This window comes from Planococcus lenghuensis (assembly GCF_001999905.1).
GTDB classification, from domain to species: Bacteria; Bacillota; Bacilli; order Bacillales_A; family Planococcaceae; genus Indiicoccus; species Indiicoccus lenghuensis.
This window is the reverse complement of sequence record NZ_CP019640.1, coordinates 560,853-579,656: the sequence shown is the minus strand read 5'-3', so window position 1 is coordinate 579,656 and position 18,804 is coordinate 560,853. Positions and strand designations below refer to the sequence as shown.

Genomic DNA, 18,804 nt, shown 5'->3' with positions numbered 1-18,804 from the left:
CATTAAAACTGAAAATTTCATTAAAAACCGCTTCTCCCCTCTCTTTCTCAGCTTTCAGTTACTTTCCACTCACTTAAATTCGTTTTCCTATGCCCGCTGTTGTTTCCATAGGATTTTGCCATCTGTTTTTCGCTTCTCTTTCCCCTACTTTCCGCATCTATTATTTTTTCAGAATAACGGTTAAATTTATAAAGATTTATTATATATAAAGCAGGAGGTAAGTGATTTCATGACCACGCATTCATTCAAGAAGAAATTGATCCCGTTCGCGGCCATCTCTGTCATTTCATTCGCCGGAATTTTCGGTGCCGCAGCTGACGCACAAGCAAAAAGCGGACAGGCTGACAGCAACGCCAAAGTCAAAAATGTGATTTTCCTGATCGGGGATGGAATGGGCAATTCCTACACATCCGCCTACCGGTATTTGAAAGATGATCCGACGACGAAGCTCGTCGAACGGACAGCGATGGATGAATACCTCGTCGGCATGCAGATGACGTACGCGGAAGACCCGGACGAAAATATCACCGATTCCTCTTCAGCAGCGACCGCCATGGCCGCTGGGATTAAAACATACAATAGCGCGGTTGCCGTTGATAACGATAAATCCGAAGTGAAGACGGTTCTGGAGGCAGCCAAAGAACAAGGAAAAGCGACCGGTCTCGTGGCAACGTCTGAAATCACACACGCAACCCCTGCTTCCTTCGGCTCGCATGACCCAAGCCGCCGGAACATGAACGGCATCGCGGATGATTATTTTGATGAATTAATTAACGGTGAACATAAAGTGGATGTTCTTCTTGGCGGCGGCACTGACCTGCTGATCCGTGAAGACCGGAACCTCGTAAAAGAGTTCCAGGCGGACGGCTTCAGCTATGTCGACAGCAAGCAGGAATTGTTTGCGGACGATAACGAACAAGTCGTCGGTCTCTTTGCGCCGGGCGGCATGCCGAAAATGATTGACCGCGACGCAGACACCCCTTCTTTGAAAGACATGACGGTTTCTGCACTTGACCGCCTGAGCCAGGATAAAGACGGTTTCTTCCTTATGGTGGAAGGCAGCCAGATCGACTGGGCCGGACACGATAACGATATCGTCTCCGCGATGAGTGAAATGGAAGATTTTGAACTGGCTTTCCAGGCAGCGATCGACTTCGCGAAAAAAGACAAGCATACACTTGTCATTGCAACCGCTGATCATTCGACAGGCGGCTTCTCGATGGGCGCAGCCGGTCAGTACAATTGGTTAAGTGAAATCATTGAAGGCGCCAAACGCACACCGGATTTCATGGCGCAGCGCATCATTAATGGTGCAGGCGTGGGTGAAACACTCGAAGCTTATAGCGGCTTCAAAGTGACAGCGGCCGAGATCCGTTCCGTTGAAACTGCAGCAGCGAAAAACGATCTGCGGGCTGTTGATAACGCCATTGAAGCGATTTACAATGCGCGCACATTCACCGGCTGGACGACAGGCGGCCACACCGGTGAAGATGTATCCGTCTATGCATACGGCCCGTCGAGCGACAATTTCGCCGGTCATTTGGATAACACCGACCAAGCGAAACTGATCTTTGATTTATTGAAAGCTGACGTTACGATCACTGATAAATAATCCGTATTTACTCTCGGTTCCCGCCGGCTTGTGTCGCAGCGGGAATCACTGCGGGATAGGAGTTTTGAAATGAAACGAGCAAGCCTCATCGGTTTTACGCTGGCCGCATTGCTGGCCGGCTGCAGTGAACAAGCCGACACCCCCGCTGTTTCTGAACAGCCGGAAGCCGGCGTATCTGCGGCCGCTTCCCATATCGCGATTCCCGGTTTTTATGAAGGTTATATTGTGAACCCGCAAGTGACGGATGACCGGACGCTGACAGAAACCGGCGCTGTGTTCCGGGATGCGCGGGGGCAGATCGAGTTGCTCGCCGCGGCACTGGATGGCGACACCGTCGAAATCGGCGGCATCGAATTGACGGTGCATGCAGCAAAACTGCTCAGCTATCAGCCGGATTACAGCCTGACCGATTACTATCATCACTTTACCGAAGCCGAAGAATTTCCGATCATCAACGCATTTATTGAAATCCGCAACACCACGGATGCCCCGCTGAAATTCGCGCCGGTTGCGCTCGCTTCGGCGGATACCGGAGAAGAATATACGTGGGAAGATGATATCTACCTGGAAGAACTGAATGGCGAAATCGCGCCCGGTGAAACAGTGAAAGGCCATATCGGATTCGTGCTTGACGGAGAAGATACCCGGACCCTTACCTTAACGACGAGCGATGTGTTCAATACAGAAGATGAAAAAATTGCAGACGCCAATGAATTGACGATTGATTTTTAATTAAAAGTAAAGCTGACGCCGGGTTTCCGGTGTCAGCTTTTTGTGATTTATGATGTAAATGGTGGTCGAGTGACGATTAAGATCGGATGAGTGCATATTAAGGGGCCGTGAATGATCTTTAAAACCAGTTCAGTGCCTTTTAAAAAATTTTGAATGCACTTTAGAGCCGGATGAATGCCTTTTAAGATTTCTCTTGGCATCTATCCGGCGATTTATCCTTTTTAATGGAGATTGTGAGCGCTGGTGTCGGGTTTCCGGTGTCAGCTTTTTATGATTTATGATGTAAATGGTGGTCGAGTGACGATTAAGATCGGATGAGTGCATATTAAGGGGCGGTGAATGATCTTTAAAACCAGTTCAGTGCCTTTTAAAATATTTTGAATGCACTTTAAAGCCGGATGAGTGCCTTTTAAAATTTCTCTTGGCATCTATCCGGCGATTTATCCTTTTTGATGGAGATTGTGAGCGCTGGTATCGGGTTTCCGGTGTCAGCTTTTTGTGATTTATGATGTAAATGGTGGTCGAGTGACGATTAAGATCGGGTGAGTGCATATTAAGGGGCGGTGAATGATTTTTAAAACCAGTTCAGTGCCTTTTAAAAAATTTTGAATGCACTTTAAGGTCGACTGAGTTCACTTTAAGCCCCCTCACCACTCTAAACGCTTAATGTCCGTGCTCCGCCCGTTACCAAAAACAAAAAATACCATAAACACGAGGTTTATGGCACAACAAGTTAACTTATTCAGATGTCCATCTCTGTTCCCGTTCCGCTTTCCTGCGCTTTTGTGTAGACGCCCCGGGCGACGGCGAGATCGAAATACGCGGCACCGACTGACTTGAAAAAAGTGATTTCGTCCGCTGATTCCCGGCCAGCTGCCGTGTTGTTTGCAAGTGCGTCGAGTTCCGCGTGGACTTGATCGAATGACCATTTTCCGCTTTTAGCTGCATGGATCAGTTCCCCGGCTTCCGCTTTGACGCCAGTGAGACTGTCCACCACGATTTTATTGGCCTGCAACACAGTCGTTTCGTCCACTTCCCGCATGGATGGCAAGTACGAGCCGACACCATTGATGTGGGTGCCGGGCTGCAAGTCGCTGCCGTTGAACACCGGCTCATCGGAGCGGGTCGCACAGCAGATGATATCTGCCTGCCGGACCGCGGTTGCTGTGTCCGTTTCCACTTTTGTTGGAATCTCCACGCCGAATGCCCGCAGCCGCTCAGCGAACACTTCCGCTTTTTCCGGTGTACGGTTGACGAGCAGAATTTGCTCGATTTTACGGGCGGCCATCACGCCCAGCACTTGCTCGAATGCCATGGCGCCGGTTCCGATTACGGTGAGCGTGCGGCTGTCACTTCGCGCAAGGTGGTCGGTCGCAATGCCGCTCAATGCCCCTGTGCGGAGCCGGGTCAGATATGACGCATTCATCAAGGCGATATGCCGCCCGTCAATCGCATCGGTCAGCAGGATAACGCCTTGGGTTGTCGGATTGCCCAAATCCGGATTATCCGGAAAGATCGTCACGACTTTGACGCCGGCCATTTCCACGGCAAGGTCCGCACTCGGCATATAGAGCGCCGATGCCCGGTGCGCCGGAAAATCGAGCACGGTCCGGTGCGGACTGAGCAGTTCTCCCCGCTCTTTCGACTTGAGGATCAGCCGGATGTCATGAATGGCATCCGTCATGTCATAGCATTGCTCAATCTGTCGTTCATTGATGATCAGCATCGTCATTCCTCCTTACAAAAAAAAGCCGCTTATACGCGGCTTTCTTTTACGATAACCTGTTCAACTAATGGTTGAGACTTATGGTCTTTAACTGCCCAAATAGCAACCAGTGAAATAAGTGCAGTAAAGATAATGTAGACAGCGACTGGGACATAGGAATTATCGAATCGGACAAGCAATGCTGTTGCGACGAGCGGAGCTGTTCCGCCTGCCACTGCTGCCCCAATCTGATAACCAAGCGAAATACCTGTGTAGCGAACCTTTGCTTCGAATATTTCAGAGAACATTGTCCCGAGCACTGCTGTGATTGGCGCCCAAATAACTCCTAAGCCAAGGACAGTCGCAATAATAAGTAGAGCAACGGATCCTTGGTGAACCAGCCAAAAGTAAGGAAACGCGAACAGCGCCATCCCTACTGCACCTGCAATATACAATTTTTTTCGTCCGACTCTGTCAGACAACGCCCCCATGATTGGAATCAAAATTGTTGTTACTACAGTTGCAATCATAACAGCTGCCAGCACGGATGTGCGACTAAAGCCCAAATTCGCAGTCGCATAAGATACCACAAATGTGCTGAAAATATAGAAAGGAGCTGTTTCCACTACTTTTGCTCCAACTGCAATCAGTACTTCACGCCAATGGAATTTGAATGTATCAACAATTGGCAGTTTCGGAATATCTCCTGATTCCTGCACTTTTTTAAATTCTGGAGTTTCATCGATTCCTTTACGAATCCATAAACCAAACACGACAAGCAGCGCACTTAGGATGAATGGTACTCGCCATCCCCACGAGATGAACGCTCCATCTGGCAGCAAAGTCATCACCCAAAGTGCAATGGTTCCCATAAGCATTCCGATAGTTACACCCATCTGTGGAATGCTTCCAAATAATCCGCGTTTTTCAGCTGGCGCATATTCTACCGCTAGCAGCAAGGCGCCGCCCCATTCTCCGCCGATACCGAGTCCCTGGATGAGCCGTAAAGTGACTAGCAGAATCGGTGCCCATATGCCGATTGCCTGATATGTAGGTAGGAGTCCCATCCCAAATGTAGCAATTCCCATTAAACTCAGTGTCAGGACAAGTGTCTTCTTCCGTCCGATTCGATCACCGATATGGCTGAATATCACGCCGCCAAATGGCCGAATGAAAAAAGCCAGAGCAAATGATGCATAAGCTAATAACAATCCCACTGTCGGATCCTCGTTCACGAAGAATAGTTCATTAAAAACAAGTGCCGCAACTGTACCATACAAGAAATAATCGAACCATTCAATCGAGCTTCCAACCAAGCTAGCTACCAGAACACGACGTGTTTGGTTTTTACTCATCTCTTTCCCTCCCTCTCAAGTTGAAGTCTCACTTCAATTCAATTTTATTCACAACAGAATTTTCTGTCAATATTCAAATAAAATTAATTTTTAGGAGATATTACTAATCTTGAGAGGAGATGTTATGACAAAAAAGGAAACACGAAAAATGAAGCCACCTTCTGATAGAAGTTGCTTCCAGCACTTACTTCAGGCTTCTCGAAACTTCCTGTATCACAAAAGAAATAACCCTTTGAAAAAGTGAGGGAATTTTAGATGCCATAAAATTCTATAGGTGAACGGTTAACATGCCTTCGAAAGGAACGATAGCCCACACTAAGAGAATCGCAGATGCCTCGGATGTGATTAAAGAATTAGTAACAGTGGAAATCGAAAGACAGCAACATAAATTAACTGAACATCAATCACTCATGTTTGATGCAAACAAACCGCCTTATTGGTTCAACTATACAAAAGAGATAGTTCAATTTCTCGTAGTTAGTTCAAGAAATACAGTTAACTAAAAAGGTTATTGGAATTTAACTATATATGTTGAGCTAAAGATCCACCACTCGAACGAGCATGAGAGACAAAATGTGAGACGCCTGCGGAAAAACGGACAAGGCAAGACCCCGCATGTCGGTCCAGCCGGCAGAGGAAGCTTGCCTGTTCGTCCGCGGCAAGCGAGCATAGATACCTCAAATGCCGTTAATTAAAATGCTCTTTCTTTAGTTCAATTTATATATACTTTACTTTTCTGCATACCAAAGAGCGATCTTGTTAATCTTGCGATACCGGTTTCATTTACCCGTATTGAATCGCCGGTACGCCCAATAAACCACTTCTATTGCCACCAGCATGCCGACCGACAGGACCGCGGCCGACAGCCCGAATTTGCTCCACGAAATGATGGTCATGGAACAGCAACTGATACCGCTGTATGTCCAGGGCAGCGGCGGGTCGATTTTCGGGTGCCGCAATTCAGCGAAATCGAATGGAAACCCGGTCGCCATCGGAAACGCGCGGGCGAGTTCCGCCTGCGTCTCGATCCGCTCCCCTTCGAAACTGCTCATGAGCACGATCAGGATTGCGGCGATTGTGGCTCCGCTGTACAAGGCAGTTCGTATAAATGCCACTTTCGACGAGATCTTTTTTCCCAAATAAACTCCGGTGACAATCAATGCGGAAGGGATAATGGAATATGCCGCTGCCTGCCAAAGACCCGGCTGCTCCATGATCCAGAGTAAAGACATATGACCTGCTGCATGATAAATGAAAAACGCTTCATCGAATCGACCCGTTGTCAGGAATACGGCAGCGAGTGCGAGACCGATTCCGAGGAACACGCCCACAGAAAACAGCACATTCTTCCATTCCCGGTTCTTCAGTAGCATCATACTGAGTGCCACAAAGCCGATAAAGTTTATAAAAAATGCAGTAAGTGACACTAACTCCAAACTCCCGTTGAATGACACGGCGAGCAGCAGCAAGGAAATGCCGCCCATGACCAAATGAACCGGCAAGACAAGAAGCAATGCCCCGATCCGCTTCATCGGCCCTGCTCCTCCTGGACTTTTGTGACAATGAGATGGGTCGCGATGACGATCAGCACATACATGATCACACCACCCGACTCCCGGGTTCCCGCGTCGATCAGAAACGACATCACCAATGGAATCACGATGATTGAGATAACGTAAATCCGCAACGTATCCGTCATGCCGCATGAACACCTCCTGCTATAAGCGTACCATATCCCGGCAACCCTTCCGACTGCTGCTATGTATACAGATTGCCGGCCAAATCCCGGCAATCCATTTTTTGTTATTTCAACGTAAACTTGGCCCATTGTTCAGTGGGACCGGTGTTATCGATGACGAACAGGCTGCCGTCTTTCTCATATTGAAGGATTTCTTCACCGAATTTCATGCCATCCCCCATATTAGTGAACGTTCCTGTGGATACGACCTGCTCCATATCGATGTCCTCTTTCGGCACGATTTCAATGAAGGTATATTTATCTCCTTCGTGCACGATCCACGTCACCGGCAGCCCGCCGCCCGTTTCCGCTTCATGGGTGTCTTCAGCTGCAGCCACTTCCGTTTCCTGCGCTTCTTCCTCCCCGCAGGCTGTCAGGCCAATGAGCACAAGCGATGCGACTGCGAATCTTCCTGTCAGCCGTTTCATGGCGATCATCTCCTTTCAGCTTTGGTTCATTAGACGAACCAAAAAACCGGGCGTTACAATTTTCTGAATTAACGACAGTGTTGTCGCCCGGTTTCCGCTGAATCTTGGTATAATAAACAGTAATACTGAAACTAATTTCTTCCATTTCCGTATAGCTAACTGAAAGGGAGTGACTGCATGTTCTGGGAAATGAAGACGCGCTACCTCATTTTATACAATATTCTGGCCATCATCGTGATGGTCGTCGCCTTGCTCTTTATCGACAGTTATTTATTTACCGTAAGTGATGATGCCGTCAATACAATCTTCATGGCCATTCTGTATATTATCGTGCCCGTTCTGTATTTCGGCTATTACTTCCGCAAACAGAACCGGCCGGTGCAAGGTATCCTGTTTACGGCCGGCATGAAGGAATGGATTCCGCGCCTGGCTGTTCTCGTGTTCATACTGATCGCGTTTTCACTGAGCGTGTTTTGGCTGCAATTGGCTGCGCTCATGCCGATTGCTCCGTGGCTCGTGGAGCTGTTTATGGAACCGGTGCCGATGACGACGTCCCCCGGTTTTCTCGTTCTGGAGATCCTCTTCCTCGCAGTGATCGGGCCGATCGCCGAAGAGTTTATGTTCCGCGGCGTTCTGCTGAACCGGATGATCCGCAAAACGTCGATGTGGGGCGGCATTCTAATCTCGAGCATTTTGTTCGGCGTTCTGCATGCCGATGTTCTCGGCGCCTTCATGTTCGGTGTGATCACATCGCTTCTGTTCATCAAGACGCGCAACCTGCTTGTGCCGGTCATGCTGCATATCTTCAATAATTCATTGGCTGTGCTGGCTGCGTATGTGGCCCCGACGTTTCCGGAGGCGCTCGCCTTGCTGGAACCTGCCGATATTTATGAAAAAGCGCTGCCCAATGCAGCTGTGCTCATCATTGCCTCCATCTTGCTCGGACTGTTCCTCACCCGGCTCGTCCGCAGCATGAAACCGGCGAAGCGCAGCGGGCAGCCATCTGTGTCATGAAGGAGGAATTCCAGTTGAGAGTCGCTGTGTTATCCGATATCCACGAAGGGCTGAACCGCAAGAACACCCAAACTTCCATTATGAAGGCGCTGGCTGACTGGATCTGCCAACACACGCCGGATGTATTCATCATCAGCGGTGACATGACGGCAGGTCCGGAAAAAAGCCGGAAGCTGCTGGACAGTCTGCAGGCGGAATTCCCTGCGATGAAAGTGCTTTTCGTCCATGGCAATCATGACGTCTATGCCGATGACGCCAATGAAGCGTACGACACGCTGCTCCGCTTTCCCGGCAACCTCGGCAACGGCCCCATTGAGCTCGGCCGCGACTGGGTCGCAATCGGCGATGGCGGCTGGTACGATTATTCATTCGGCGTCGACGGCTTTACCGAAGAAGAGTTTTCCCGCGGAACGTACGGCGACTTCACATGGCCCGATAAATTGCATGCTCATTGGGGGCAAAGCGATATCGAGCGCAGCAAGTATTATGCCGATAAACTCGAACAGCAGCTTGAACTGCATCAGCATAAAAAAATCATTCTCGTGACGCACGTCGTTCCGTTCATGCATCTCGTACATGTAAAAAATGATCCAAGCTGGGATTTCTTCAATTCCATGATGGGCAGCAGCCGCTATGGCGCACTCGCCAAGAAGTACGGCGTGAAAAAGTACATTTTCGGCCATATCCACACGCGGTATCACGAGCAGCACGACGGCATTGAAGTGCTGTGCCGGCCGCTCGGCTATTATCCGCATGAATGGACGAATCCGTCCGCTGACGAGGAAATCCGGGAAGCCATTAAACTGATCAAGCTGGATTGACGATTTGGCGAACGAGCTTTTTCGCGTCCCGCCCGACGCCGTTGATGCGGCCGGAACACACCCCGGACAGCCACGGAAGTCCGAGAAAATAAAGACCCGAAACCGGCGAATGGCCGCGACGGTGAACCGGCTGGCCTTGCTCATTGAGCGTGCCTGCCACATTCAGCCAATTGTAATCAAACCGGAAACCCGTTGCCCAGACGATGCTGCGCGGTGTGAATTCCGATCCATCCTGAAAGACCAGGGAGCCGCCGCAGAATGCGACGGCTCTTTCTGCAATCTGCACACGGCTTGCTGCAATCAGCGGTTTCAGCGCAGTGCCGATGACCGGCTCCCCTTTTTTCAAACGTGTCGACAGCCGGGAATCCGGCGAAATGCGCGAAATGCCGGATATTCCGAGCCAGAAAAACAGGCTTTTTCCGAAAATCCGCTGTGGAATGAAGACCAATTCATGCCCGGTCGCCAACATGACCTGTCGGCTTTCGGCCAATTCGACTGCGATCTGCGCACCCGAATTGCCGCCGCCGATGACAGCGACCGGTCCATCCGGCAACTGATCAGGTGACCGGTATTCCGCTGAATGCAGCTGGGTGAGCGTTTCCGGCACTCCCCCGGGCAGCACCGGGATGTGCGGCCGCTGGAACGGACCGGTCGCTATGATCACGTGTGCAGCAACATAATCACCTGCAGTCGTCACGACCCGGTACCCGTCCGCCCACCGCTCCATTTTCTCCACCCGGACGCCGAGTGCCACGGGAAATCCGAAATGGCCCGCGTACCGTTCCAGGTAAGCAGCGAATTCATCCTTCCCCGGGTAGCCTTCCGGATCTCCCGTCATCGCCAGTCCCGGCAGCCGGCTGTAGCGCCGCGGGCTGAACAGCACGAGCGAATCATAGCGGTTGCGCCAGCTGTCCCCGATCCGGCCGGCGCCGTCGAGCAGCACGAACGTTTTATCTGTTTTCTGCAGGTAATAAGCGGCAGCAAGCCCTGCCTGGCCTGCTCCGATGATGAGCACGTCAATTTGTTTCATCCTGTCCCGTCCCTCTCTCCGTCACTTGTTCCTGATTCTTTTTCCACAGTCCCGCCAGTTTTCCCTCTATTTTCATGCTCATTGCAATTCGCCGAAAACGGGTATAGTGTAATAATGTGGTTCCGGAATGGAGGAGTTTCCTATGAACCAATTGCAAGAAACGGTCACCACTTACATTGAAAGTGCCGGCTGGTTTGCGCCGGTGCTGTTCATCCTTCTGCACATGCTCCGTCCGCTGTTGCTGATTCCGGTGCTTGTCGTCTGCATCCTCGGCGGTGTGCTGTTCGGATTCGTGCCGGGTGCGATTCTGTCGTTTATCGGCCTGTCGCTCATGAGCTTTGAAATGTATGTGCTCGTCAATCGTTTTCCCGGGTTCAAAGCCCGGCTTGACCGCTTGAAGGAGCGGTTCGGCCACGGCCGGACACTGTCGCTCGGACAAGTGCTTGTGCTGCGTGTCATGCCGTTTGTCCATTTTAATCTGTTGAATGTCTATGTGATGGAAATGACGAAATCATTCAGGCAGTATGCCAGCTATACCCTTGCAGGGCTGGTCGCTCCGGCTATTTTGTATACAGCGTTCGGCCACGCCCTTTCCAGCATGTCGTGGATCACGTCATTGATGCTCGCTGCAGTGCTGGCTGGTATCTATTATGTGATCGGTAAATATCATAAACCGGAGACGGCGCCGGATACTGCCGACTGACCGCCTCTCTTCAGCCGCTTGGGCTTGCCCGGCGGCTTTTTAGGTTGTCGCAAAATTGCCGGAAGAAGGCTTTGCTTGCTTAAGACAAGCTCTAGTCTGTAAAATAACGCTTAGTTGCCTATTTTATACAATGATGGAAGAGGAGAATTTATGCAGACGAATAATTTAACAAAGAAGGTTATCATCGCCTTGCTGCTCGGGGCTATTGTCGGGTTGCTGCTGAACTTGTTCGCGCCGGACGTGTTTGAGGTCCTCAATACATATGTGTTCGTGCCGGTCGGGCAGATTTTCATCGCGCTGATCAGCATGCTGGTCGTGCCGCTGGTGTTCATCTCGATCATTCTCGGGACAGCAGGGCTCGGCGATCCGTCGAAGCTAGGCCGCATCGGCATCAAGACGATTTTGTTTTTTCTCGTGACGACGACGATTGCGATTACGATCGCGCTCGGACTCGCCGCGTTGATCCAACCGGGTGAAGCCGGGGAGTTTGATCTGGAAGGGGCGACGTACGAAGCAGCAGAAGCGCCTCCGGTGGCGGATACGCTGCTCGGCATTATCCCGCGCAACCCGCTCGCCGCGCTGACGGACGGCAATATGCTGCAGATCATCGTGTTTGCGGTGTTTGTCGGACTCGCTCTGGCGGCGCTCCGGGAACGGACGCAAGGCATTTTGAATCTGGTGGAGCAGGGCAATGACGTCATGATTTATTTGGTGAGTCTTGTCATGCGTTTTGCTCCGTACGGCACGTTCGCGCTGATCGCGACGGCGATCGGTTCACAAGGACTGTCAGCAATCAAAGCGATGGGCGCCTATATGTTTGTCGTCGTGCTCGGGCTGCTCATCCACGCGGCGTTCACGTACGGCGGCACGGTGGCGTTCTTGGCGAAGAAGAACCCGATCTGGTTCTTTAAAACGTTCGCACCGGCGATGAGCATCGCATTCAGTACGTCGAGCTCCAGTGCGACGCTGCCTGTGTCGATGGATGTCGCACAGAAGAAACTCGGTGTGCCGAAGCCGATCAGTTCATTCGTCCAGCCGCTCGGCGCTACGATCAACATGGACGGCACCGCGATCATGCAAGGGGTTGCGACACTGTTCATCGCGCAGGCATACGGTTCGGATCTGTCGATGGCCGCACTTATAACAGTCGTGCTGACAGCCGTGCTTGCCAGTATCGGAACTGCCGGCGTGCCAGGGGTCGGGCTCATCATGCTCGCGATGGTGCTGACAAGTGTTGATCTGCCGGTTGCCGGTATCGGACTCGTGCTTGGGATCGACCGGCTCCTTGATATGACCCGGACCGCTGTGAATATCACGGGTGATGCAGCGTGTGCCTTGTATGTCGCGGAGACGGAAGACAGACGCGAGACACGCGTGCAGGAAAAAGAAGCAGAAGCAGCTTATTGATACGGAAACTTCCCCGGCGCGTTGAACGCCGGGGGAGTTTCTTGTTTAGGTGCGGCCGGGTTGCGATCAGGGTCGGCTGAACGCATTGTGAAGCCTTGGCTGTTATCAAGTTGCGGCCTTTATCTTTCAAATGAATTCAAGAAAGCTGATGCCGTGAAGTCGGTGGCAGCTTTTTGCTATTCTTAATGAGAATGCGGCTGAGTTGCGATTAAGATTGATTGAAGTCACTTTAAGAGCCAGCGAGTGCACTTTAAGAGCCGGCGAACGCGTTTTAAGAGCAGCTGAGTTCACTTTAAGACCCTTTGAATCCACTTTAAACCGGCCCACTACTCGCAACCATAAAAAACACCGCTTCCCTTTTCAGAGAGCGGTGTTTTCAATTGAACAGGATCGGAATTAGTCCCGTTTAGTTTTAGTCATTTTCGCTTCATTCGAAACGTCTTTCAGCATTGACCAGCCCATCAGGATAATGATGACGGCGAACGGCAATGCTGCGATGATCAGCATATTCTGCAGTCCTTGCGTCCCGCCGAAGTAGACGATGACGGCAGCCACTGATGACTGGATCAGACCCCATGTGATTTTCACGGAGTTCGGCGGATTCAGCAATCCGTTCGTCGTCAGCATCCCGAGGACGAATGTCGCCGAATCGGCAGACGTGATGAAGAAAATCGCGATGACGAAAATCGTGATAAGTGACATGACGTAGCCGAGCGGATATTCGGCCAGCACCCCGAATGTCGATGTCTCAAGCGACAGTGCCGAGATTTCGGCAAGGCCGAGCTGTTCGACATTCAGCGCCGAAACGCCAAAGACGGCGAAGAAGACAAAGCTTAGCAGCGACGGCACGACAAGTACACCCACCAGGAATTCCTTGATCGTCCGTCCCCGTGAAATCCGGGCGATGAAGATGCCGACGAACGGTGCCCACGATACCCACCATGCCCAGTAGAAAATCGTCCAGCCGTTGATCCATGCCCGGTTCTCTTCATCAAGCGGTGCGAGCCGCAAGCTTAGTTCGAAGAAATCCGCCACATATTGACCGAGCGCATTCGTGAACATGTTCAGGATATACAGCGTCGGTCCGACGATAAACAGCAGGAGCATCAGGACAGCGGCAAGCGCCATATTAATGTTACTCAAGTACTTGATGCCGCGTCCAAGCCCCGACCAGGCGGACCAGATGAACAAGGCAGTGGCAACCGCCAGCACAATCAGCTGGACAAAAAATGAATCCGGAATTCCTTCAAACAGGAACGAGAGACCACCGGCGATCTGTGCGGAACCGAATCCGAGCGTCGCCGCGACTCCGACAATCGTCGCGAATACCGCAAGCGAATCGATCAGCTTCCCGAGTAAGCCCTGCATCAGCTTTTCGCCGAACAGCGGCACAAGCGTCGCACTGATCAAACCGGGTGCCCCTTTATGGAATTTGAAATAAGCCAGGACGAGTCCAACGATACCGTAAATAGCCCAGGCATGGATTCCCCAATGGAAAAAGGAGAACTTCAATGCTTCTTTAATCGCTTGTTCCGAGCCTTCCGGTGAAACCGGACTGCTCTTGAACGCGTGTGAAATCGGCTCGGCGGTCGACCAGAACACGAGGCCCATCCCCATACCGGCACTGAATAGCATCGCGAACCATGAAGCGCGGCTGAATTCGGGTTCTTCGTTTTTCTTTCCGAGCTTCACGTTTCCAAAGCGCGAGAACATCATGTAAATACAGAACAGCAGAACAGCGAGAACGAGCAGCAGGTAGAACCAGCCGAACTTCCCGTAAATTTGACCGGTCAACTCCCCTGTGAACGTTTCAAGATTCCCAGGTGCGAACGATCCCCATATGACGACAATCAACGAAATAGCTAATGAAATCCAAAATACTAACGTTGCTTTTTGCATGCTTCACCTCTCAAGTAATATGATAATAATTTTCCCGAATTTGTGCCAAGCCTGAATTATCATATCACAATCCTGTGATGAACGCTTCTATATATGAGCAAATAGGTCTAAATTGTCGGTAAATTTACAGATACAGTAAGCGCAAACAAACCGATTTTTCGCTCATTTCGGCCACTGTCGACTTCTCTTTGCGGAAAGACGTTTACACTCTGCCGGTAATGGGCTAAACCTATACTAAGCCGTTTATTAAATGGGAGGGATGACTATGATCATCATGTGGGAAGGCAAGGAGCTGGAGCTGACCGAACAGCCGTATTTAGATGATTCACTGGAACAGCCCATCATGCGGGCGCACGCGAAGGATTTGAGCGGAAACCGCTATGACGTGCAATGGCATACTGTCCAGGATTATGTGGATAATATCGGCCGCGATGAGCACGTGGAAACGTGGAGTTCACCGGACGCTGTGTACCGGATGTAGGCGGCAATCGGATGCTGTGCGGCCGGGCTTAATGCAAATCACCGGATGCCGCTGGATGAAAATCCGCAAAAAACCGCCATGCCCGATTACCGGGTATGGCGGTTTCGTTTTACTTAAGCGGAGATGAGAGGATTTGAACCCCCGCGGCGCTTGCACGCCCTAGCTGATTTCGAGTCAGCCCCCTTCAGCCTCTTGGGTACATCTCCATGACGGTTAACAGATTATCATAATCGGGTGTTTTTTTCAATCCGTTATTCTTCAGATAAAATCAGGCAGCCGCTTGTGAAAGCGACTGCCTGTTCACACTTAAATCGCCGTCCAGCCGGCATCTGCCGTAATCACTGTACCGTTGACGAAACTGGATTCATCGCTTGCAAGGAACAGGGCCACTTTTGCGACTTCTTCCGCTTTTCCGGTGCGTGGGTTCGAAGCGAATCCGACCTGCGCGCGGCCCATGCCGAATTCACTGACATTTCCCATGGATGCTCCGATATTCGTCTCGACGCCGCCTGGTGCGATCGCATTGCAGCGGATGCCTTTTTGCGCATACATGAAACCGGTGTTTTTTGTGAAACCGACGACGGCATGCTTGGAAGCCGTGTATGCCGCGCCTGCCCGGGATCCGTACAATCCGCCGACTGAAGCGATATTGATGATCACGCCGCTTTCTTTTTCAAGGAAAATCGGCAATACTTTACGGGTGGCGCGCATGACGCTTGTCGTATTGACCGCAAAGACCCGCTCCCATTTCTCGTCTTCGATTTCCCCGGCCGGTTCGAAACTGTCCATGATGCCTGCGTTGTTCACGAGAATATCCAGCGTGCCGTATGTATTGACCGCTGTGTCGATCAAATTCCGGATGTCTTCTTCCACTGCCACGTTTGCAGAGACAGCTGTCGCCTGTCCGCCGGCTCCGTTGATCTGATCGGCTACCGCATTCGCCCCTTCACCGTTGATGTCCGATACGATGACTTTCGCGCCTTCCTGTGCGTAGAGAACTGCGATTTCCTTACCCATGCCTGATGCTGCACCGGTGACAACCGCTACTTTATCCTGAAGTCTCATCATTCATCCTCCTCTGTCTTCTATCTATAGTATAATAAGCCAAAAGACTGCATCACAATCGCCAAATTCAGAACGCTTTGTTCATTAATCAACACTGGAGGGCTGTTATGTCTATTAACAAGGAATTTCATGACAGAAGAATCAGGAAGTCAAAAGCAGCGCTGAAAGAAGCATTGCTGACCTTATTGCTTCAGGATGAATTAAAGGATATTTCCGTCACATCCATTGTCGAGCAGGCGGATCTGAATCGCGGCACGTTCTATAAGCATTACCAAGTGAAGGAAGAATTGCTGGCGGAAATCATCCGTGATGCCGAAGCGGATCTTGTGCGCGCCTACCGGGAACCGTACCGGAACCGGCACCGGTTCGACGTCGGCAGTCTGTCCGCTTCCGCAGTCAAGGTGTTCGATCATGTTGCCGCCTATGCGGATTTCTACCAGCTGATCGTCAGACCCGGGGAGCTTGCCGGCTTGCAGCATCAGACGTGTGCATTGCTGCGGGATCTGGCCCTCCAGGATTTATTGAACCGCACAGCCAGCCCGAACGTGAATCCGCAATTGCTTGCCGGTTTCTACGCCTATGCCATTTTCGGTCTGATTGTCGAATGGATCAACAGCGGGTTTGATTACAGCGCTGATTATATGGCAGAGCAGCTCGTGGAGATCATTCATCAGAGCCAGCCAGCCATCATTCATCGGCAAACCGCCGGGAATGATAACGGCTGAATGAAATCTGTAAATGTGTTCTTCATGCAAGTACATAGGAACGGATGTACATCTGCGCCGTCTGTTCATGTGGACCGGCGGCTCTTTTGGGCAGCATCCACTTAGAGAAGGAGGAATCAGGATGTCTGGGAACGGGTCATCGTTTTATGAAAAAGATGAATTTTTCACGGCTTTTCTGTCGCGCCGGAGCCGGGAGGAAAGCCCGAATAATACCATGGAAGAACCCGTGATCCTCGACCTGATCGGAGATGTTACCGGCCAGCGGGTGCTTGACTTGGGCTGCGGTGACGGCCGGTTCGGGAGCACCTTGTTTGAGAGGGGCTGCCGGCATTATGACGGCATCGATGGCTCAGCCAATATGGTGAAAATGGCGATTGAAACATTGTACGGAACGGCGAGCACTGTCCGCCAGATAAACCTGGAAGACTGGACAGCTTCCGATGAGGCCTACGACCTGATCGTGTCGCGCATGGTGTTTCATTACTTGCCGGATGTCCGGCAGCTGTTCAAAGACATCTATGCCTCGCTCAGTGCAGGCGGTCAATTCGTTTTCAGCGTGCAGCATCCCGTGCTGACGTCTTCACCGGAAAGTGCGGAGGAATCAGGCCGGCGCGGTTCCTGGCTCGTCGACGATTATTTCAAGACCGGCCGGCGGGTCGAACCGTGGATCGACGAAGAAGTCGTCAAATACCACCGGACGACGGACGATTATTTTACTGCCCTGACGGAAGCCGGATTTGCGGTGGAAAGCCTGAAAGAATGCGCGCCGCAATTGATGCATTTTTCTACGCGCGGGGAGTTTCATCGCCGGCAGCGGATCCCGTTGTTTCTTGTGTTTTCGTGTAGAAAGTAGAAGAGGTTATGTAAAAGCTGATGTCGATTTTTCGGTGTCGGCTTTTTGTGATTTGGGATGTCCGGTATACTGGGAATAACAAGAAAAGGAGTTGGTCATATGGCGGATTTAGGTGCATTAATGACATGGACATTCATTCAGGAAACAGCGGTGCCGGATACAGTGACAGATATGCTCATCGCAGGCGAGGAAGCGCATGTGGCGTATAAGACCGTGCGGGATGTCGCGGTTGTGACGAGTAAGCGGCTCATCATCGCCGACCGGCAAGGGCTTACCGGCAAAAAAGTCGAGATCTATACGATTCCGTTCAAATCCATCATCATGTATTCGTCGGAAAATGGCGGCACATTCGACTTCAACGCGGAACTCGAGTTCTGGACGAAAGCCGGCAAGTTCAAATTGAATCTTGATAAGAAAATCGATATCCGTAAGCTCGACAAACTTATTGCGGAAGCGATTCTTTAATATTGGTGTCATGCAGGAAGTTAAATAAGGTGTGGTAAAAGCTGATGTCGATTTTTCGATGTCAGCTTTTTTTGTTTTATGGTGAGAATAAGATGAATTGACGATTAAAAACTGCTGAATATACTTTAAGCGCCGGCGAGTGCGTATTAAGATTGGCTAAGTGACGATTAAAATCGGGCGAGTGCGCTTTAAAGCAATCTGAGTGCGCTTTAAGAAAATCCATTGCTTCCAATACGACAGCCTGACCTCTCCAATAAAATCTCACAAACTGGAGTCGGAAAATCGGTCAGCCTTTTGTGATTTTTATTAAAAGTAAGACTGAGTGACGATTAAGATCGGGCGAGTGCGTTTTAAGCGACGGCGAGTGCGTTTTAAGATTGGCTGAGTGACGATTAAGATCGGGCGAGTGCGCTTTAAAGCAGTCTGAACGCGCTTTAAGAAAATCTATTGCTTCCAATACGACAGCCTGACCTCTCCAATAAAATCTCACAAACTGGAGTCGGAAAATCGGTCAGCCTTTTGTGATTTTTATTAAAAGTAAGACTGAGTGACGATTAAGATCGGGCGAGTGCGTTTTAAGCGACGGCGAGTGCGTTTTAAGACTGGCTGAATGAACTTTAAAACAAATTGAGTACCCTTTAAAAAAACTTGAATGCATTTTAAGCCCACACACCACCCTAAAAAACAAAAAATCCCAAGCCTTTTCCGCATGTGACTAGCCGGAATAGCATGGGGTTCTCTTGTTTAACTGATCGTTTTTGAAACCGGCAG

The 18,804-nt window shown here is 50.7% G+C and carries 19 protein-coding genes and 1 tRNA gene; 11 read left to right on the top strand and 9 right to left on the bottom strand.

Annotated elements, in window-relative coordinates; genetic code table 11:
• Positions 1 to 229: 229 nt before the first annotated feature.
• On the top strand, positions 230 to 1,612 hold the full coding sequence (locus B0X71_RS03125; protein ID WP_077588075.1) for an alkaline phosphatase: 1,383 nt from the start codon (positions 230 to 232) through the stop codon (positions 1,610 to 1,612).
• A gap of 69 nt (positions 1,613 to 1,681) precedes the next feature.
• Complete coding sequence (locus tag B0X71_RS03120) at positions 1,682 to 2,344, top strand: DUF4352 domain-containing protein (RefSeq protein WP_077588074.1); 663 nt, start codon at positions 1,682 to 1,684, stop codon at positions 2,342 to 2,344.
• A 742-nt stretch (positions 2,345 to 3,086) separates the two neighbouring features.
• Here the strand turns inward: B0X71_RS03120 and B0X71_RS03115 are convergent.
• Together B0X71_RS03115 and B0X71_RS03110 are read right to left on the bottom strand one after the other, a co-directional pair.
• On the bottom strand, positions 3,087 to 4,070 hold the full coding sequence (locus B0X71_RS03115) for an ornithine cyclodeaminase family protein (RefSeq protein WP_077588073.1): 984 nt from the start codon (positions 4,068 to 4,070) through the stop codon (positions 3,087 to 3,089).
• A gap of 29 nt (positions 4,071 to 4,099) precedes the next feature.
• Positions 4,100 to 5,404 carry an MFS transporter gene (locus B0X71_RS03110; protein ID WP_077588072.1) on the bottom strand — a complete coding sequence of 435 codons (1,305 nt, stop codon included), beginning with the start codon at positions 5,402 to 5,404 and terminating at the stop codon, positions 4,100 to 4,102.
• Between the two features lie 287 nt (positions 5,405 to 5,691).
• Here B0X71_RS03110 and B0X71_RS03105 point away from each other — a divergent pair, with 287 nt between their 5' ends.
• On the top strand, positions 5,692 to 5,907 hold the full coding sequence (locus B0X71_RS03105; RefSeq protein ID WP_077588071.1) for a cupin domain-containing protein: 216 nt from the start codon (positions 5,692 to 5,694) through the stop codon (positions 5,905 to 5,907).
• Between the two features lie 276 nt (positions 5,908 to 6,183).
• Here the strand turns inward: B0X71_RS03105 and B0X71_RS03100 are convergent, their stop codons facing one another.
• The 3 genes from B0X71_RS03100 to B0X71_RS03095 form a co-directional block, all read right to left on the bottom strand.
• On the bottom strand, positions 6,184 to 6,936 hold the full coding sequence (locus tag B0X71_RS03100; protein WP_077588070.1) for a hypothetical protein: 753 nt from the start codon (positions 6,934 to 6,936) through the stop codon (positions 6,184 to 6,186).
• Complete coding sequence (locus tag B0X71_RS20805) at positions 6,933 to 7,103, bottom strand: hypothetical protein (RefSeq protein WP_156889783.1); 171 nt, start codon at positions 7,101 to 7,103, stop codon at positions 6,933 to 6,935. The genes B0X71_RS03100 and B0X71_RS20805 overlap by 4 nt, the downstream gene beginning before the upstream one ends.
• A 104-nt stretch (positions 7,104 to 7,207) precedes the next feature.
• Positions 7,208 to 7,570, bottom strand: coding sequence for a hypothetical protein (locus B0X71_RS03095; RefSeq protein ID WP_077588069.1), 363 nt, complete (start codon positions 7,568 to 7,570; stop codon positions 7,208 to 7,210).
• A gap of 177 nt (positions 7,571 to 7,747) precedes the next feature.
• On the opposite strand from B0X71_RS03095, the gene B0X71_RS03090 reads away from it, so the two are divergent.
• Positions 7,748 to 8,584, top strand: a complete 837-nt coding sequence (locus tag B0X71_RS03090; protein WP_077588068.1) for a CPBP family intramembrane glutamic endopeptidase — start codon at positions 7,748 to 7,750, stop codon at positions 8,582 to 8,584.
• Positions 8,585 to 8,598: 14 nt separating this feature from the next.
• Positions 8,599 to 9,405, top strand: a complete 807-nt coding sequence (locus B0X71_RS03085; RefSeq protein ID WP_077588067.1) for a metallophosphoesterase — start codon at positions 8,599 to 8,601, stop codon at positions 9,403 to 9,405.
• On the opposite strand, the gene B0X71_RS03080 is transcribed toward B0X71_RS03085, so the two are convergent.
• Positions 9,392 to 10,435 carry a flavin-containing monooxygenase gene (locus B0X71_RS03080; RefSeq protein ID WP_077588066.1) on the bottom strand — a complete coding sequence of 348 codons (1,044 nt, stop codon included), beginning with the start codon at positions 10,433 to 10,435 and terminating at the stop codon, positions 9,392 to 9,394. The two genes, B0X71_RS03085 and B0X71_RS03080, sit on opposite strands and share 14 nt — an antisense overlap.
• 142 nt (positions 10,436 to 10,577) lie before the next feature.
• Here B0X71_RS03080 and B0X71_RS03075 point away from each other — a divergent pair, with 142 nt between their 5' ends.
• Together B0X71_RS03075 and B0X71_RS03070 are read left to right on the top strand one after the other, a co-directional pair.
• Positions 10,578 to 11,138: a TVP38/TMEM64 family protein gene (locus B0X71_RS03075; RefSeq protein ID WP_077588065.1), complete on the top strand. Its 561-nt coding sequence runs from the start codon at positions 10,578 to 10,580 to the stop codon at positions 11,136 to 11,138.
• Positions 11,139 to 11,288: 150 nt separating this feature from the next.
• Positions 11,289 to 12,545 carry a dicarboxylate/amino acid:cation symporter gene (locus B0X71_RS03070; RefSeq protein ID WP_077588064.1) on the top strand — a complete coding sequence of 419 codons (1,257 nt, stop codon included), beginning with the start codon at positions 11,289 to 11,291 and terminating at the stop codon, positions 12,543 to 12,545.
• Between the two features lie 396 nt (positions 12,546 to 12,941).
• Here B0X71_RS03070 and B0X71_RS03065 read toward each other — a convergent pair whose 3' ends face one another.
• A complete protein-coding gene (locus B0X71_RS03065; protein ID WP_077588063.1) occupies positions 12,942 to 14,444 on the bottom strand; it encodes a BCCT family transporter in 1,503 nt (500 codons plus the stop codon).
• Positions 14,445 to 14,709: 265 nt separating this feature from the next.
• Between B0X71_RS03065 and B0X71_RS03060 the strand changes: the two genes are divergently transcribed.
• The gene (locus B0X71_RS03060) at positions 14,710 to 14,925 is read left to right on the top strand and encodes a hypothetical protein (RefSeq protein ID WP_077588062.1); all 216 of its coding nucleotides are present in this window, start codon (positions 14,710 to 14,712) and stop codon (positions 14,923 to 14,925) included.
• Positions 14,926 to 15,043: 118 nt separating this feature from the next.
• On the opposite strand, the gene B0X71_RS03055 is transcribed toward B0X71_RS03060, so the two are convergent.
• Positions 15,044 to 15,131: transfer RNA gene (locus tag B0X71_RS03055), tRNA-Ser, on the bottom strand.
• A 100-nt stretch (positions 15,132 to 15,231) separates the two neighbouring features.
• Positions 15,232 to 15,990 (bottom strand): SDR family oxidoreductase, encoded by a 759-nt coding sequence (locus tag B0X71_RS03050; protein WP_077588061.1) that lies wholly within the window; start codon positions 15,988 to 15,990, stop codon positions 15,232 to 15,234.
• Positions 15,991 to 16,097: 107 nt separating this feature from the next.
• Between B0X71_RS03050 and B0X71_RS03045 the strand changes: the two genes are divergently transcribed.
• The 3 genes from B0X71_RS03045 (at position 16,098) to B0X71_RS03035 (ending at position 18,033) form a co-directional block, all read left to right on the top strand.
• Positions 16,098 to 16,715, top strand: coding sequence for a TetR/AcrR family transcriptional regulator C-terminal domain-containing protein (locus tag B0X71_RS03045; protein WP_077588060.1), 618 nt, complete (start codon positions 16,098 to 16,100; stop codon positions 16,713 to 16,715).
• Between the two features lie 121 nt (positions 16,716 to 16,836).
• The gene (locus B0X71_RS03040; RefSeq protein ID WP_077588059.1) at positions 16,837 to 17,568 is read left to right on the top strand and encodes a class I SAM-dependent DNA methyltransferase; all 732 of its coding nucleotides are present in this window, start codon (positions 16,837 to 16,839) and stop codon (positions 17,566 to 17,568) included.
• A 99-nt stretch (positions 17,569 to 17,667) separates the two neighbouring features.
• Positions 17,668 to 18,033 carry a PH domain-containing protein gene (locus B0X71_RS03035; protein WP_077588058.1) on the top strand — a complete coding sequence of 122 codons (366 nt, stop codon included), beginning with the start codon at positions 17,668 to 17,670 and terminating at the stop codon, positions 18,031 to 18,033.
• Positions 18,034 to 18,804 lie beyond the last annotated feature (771 nt).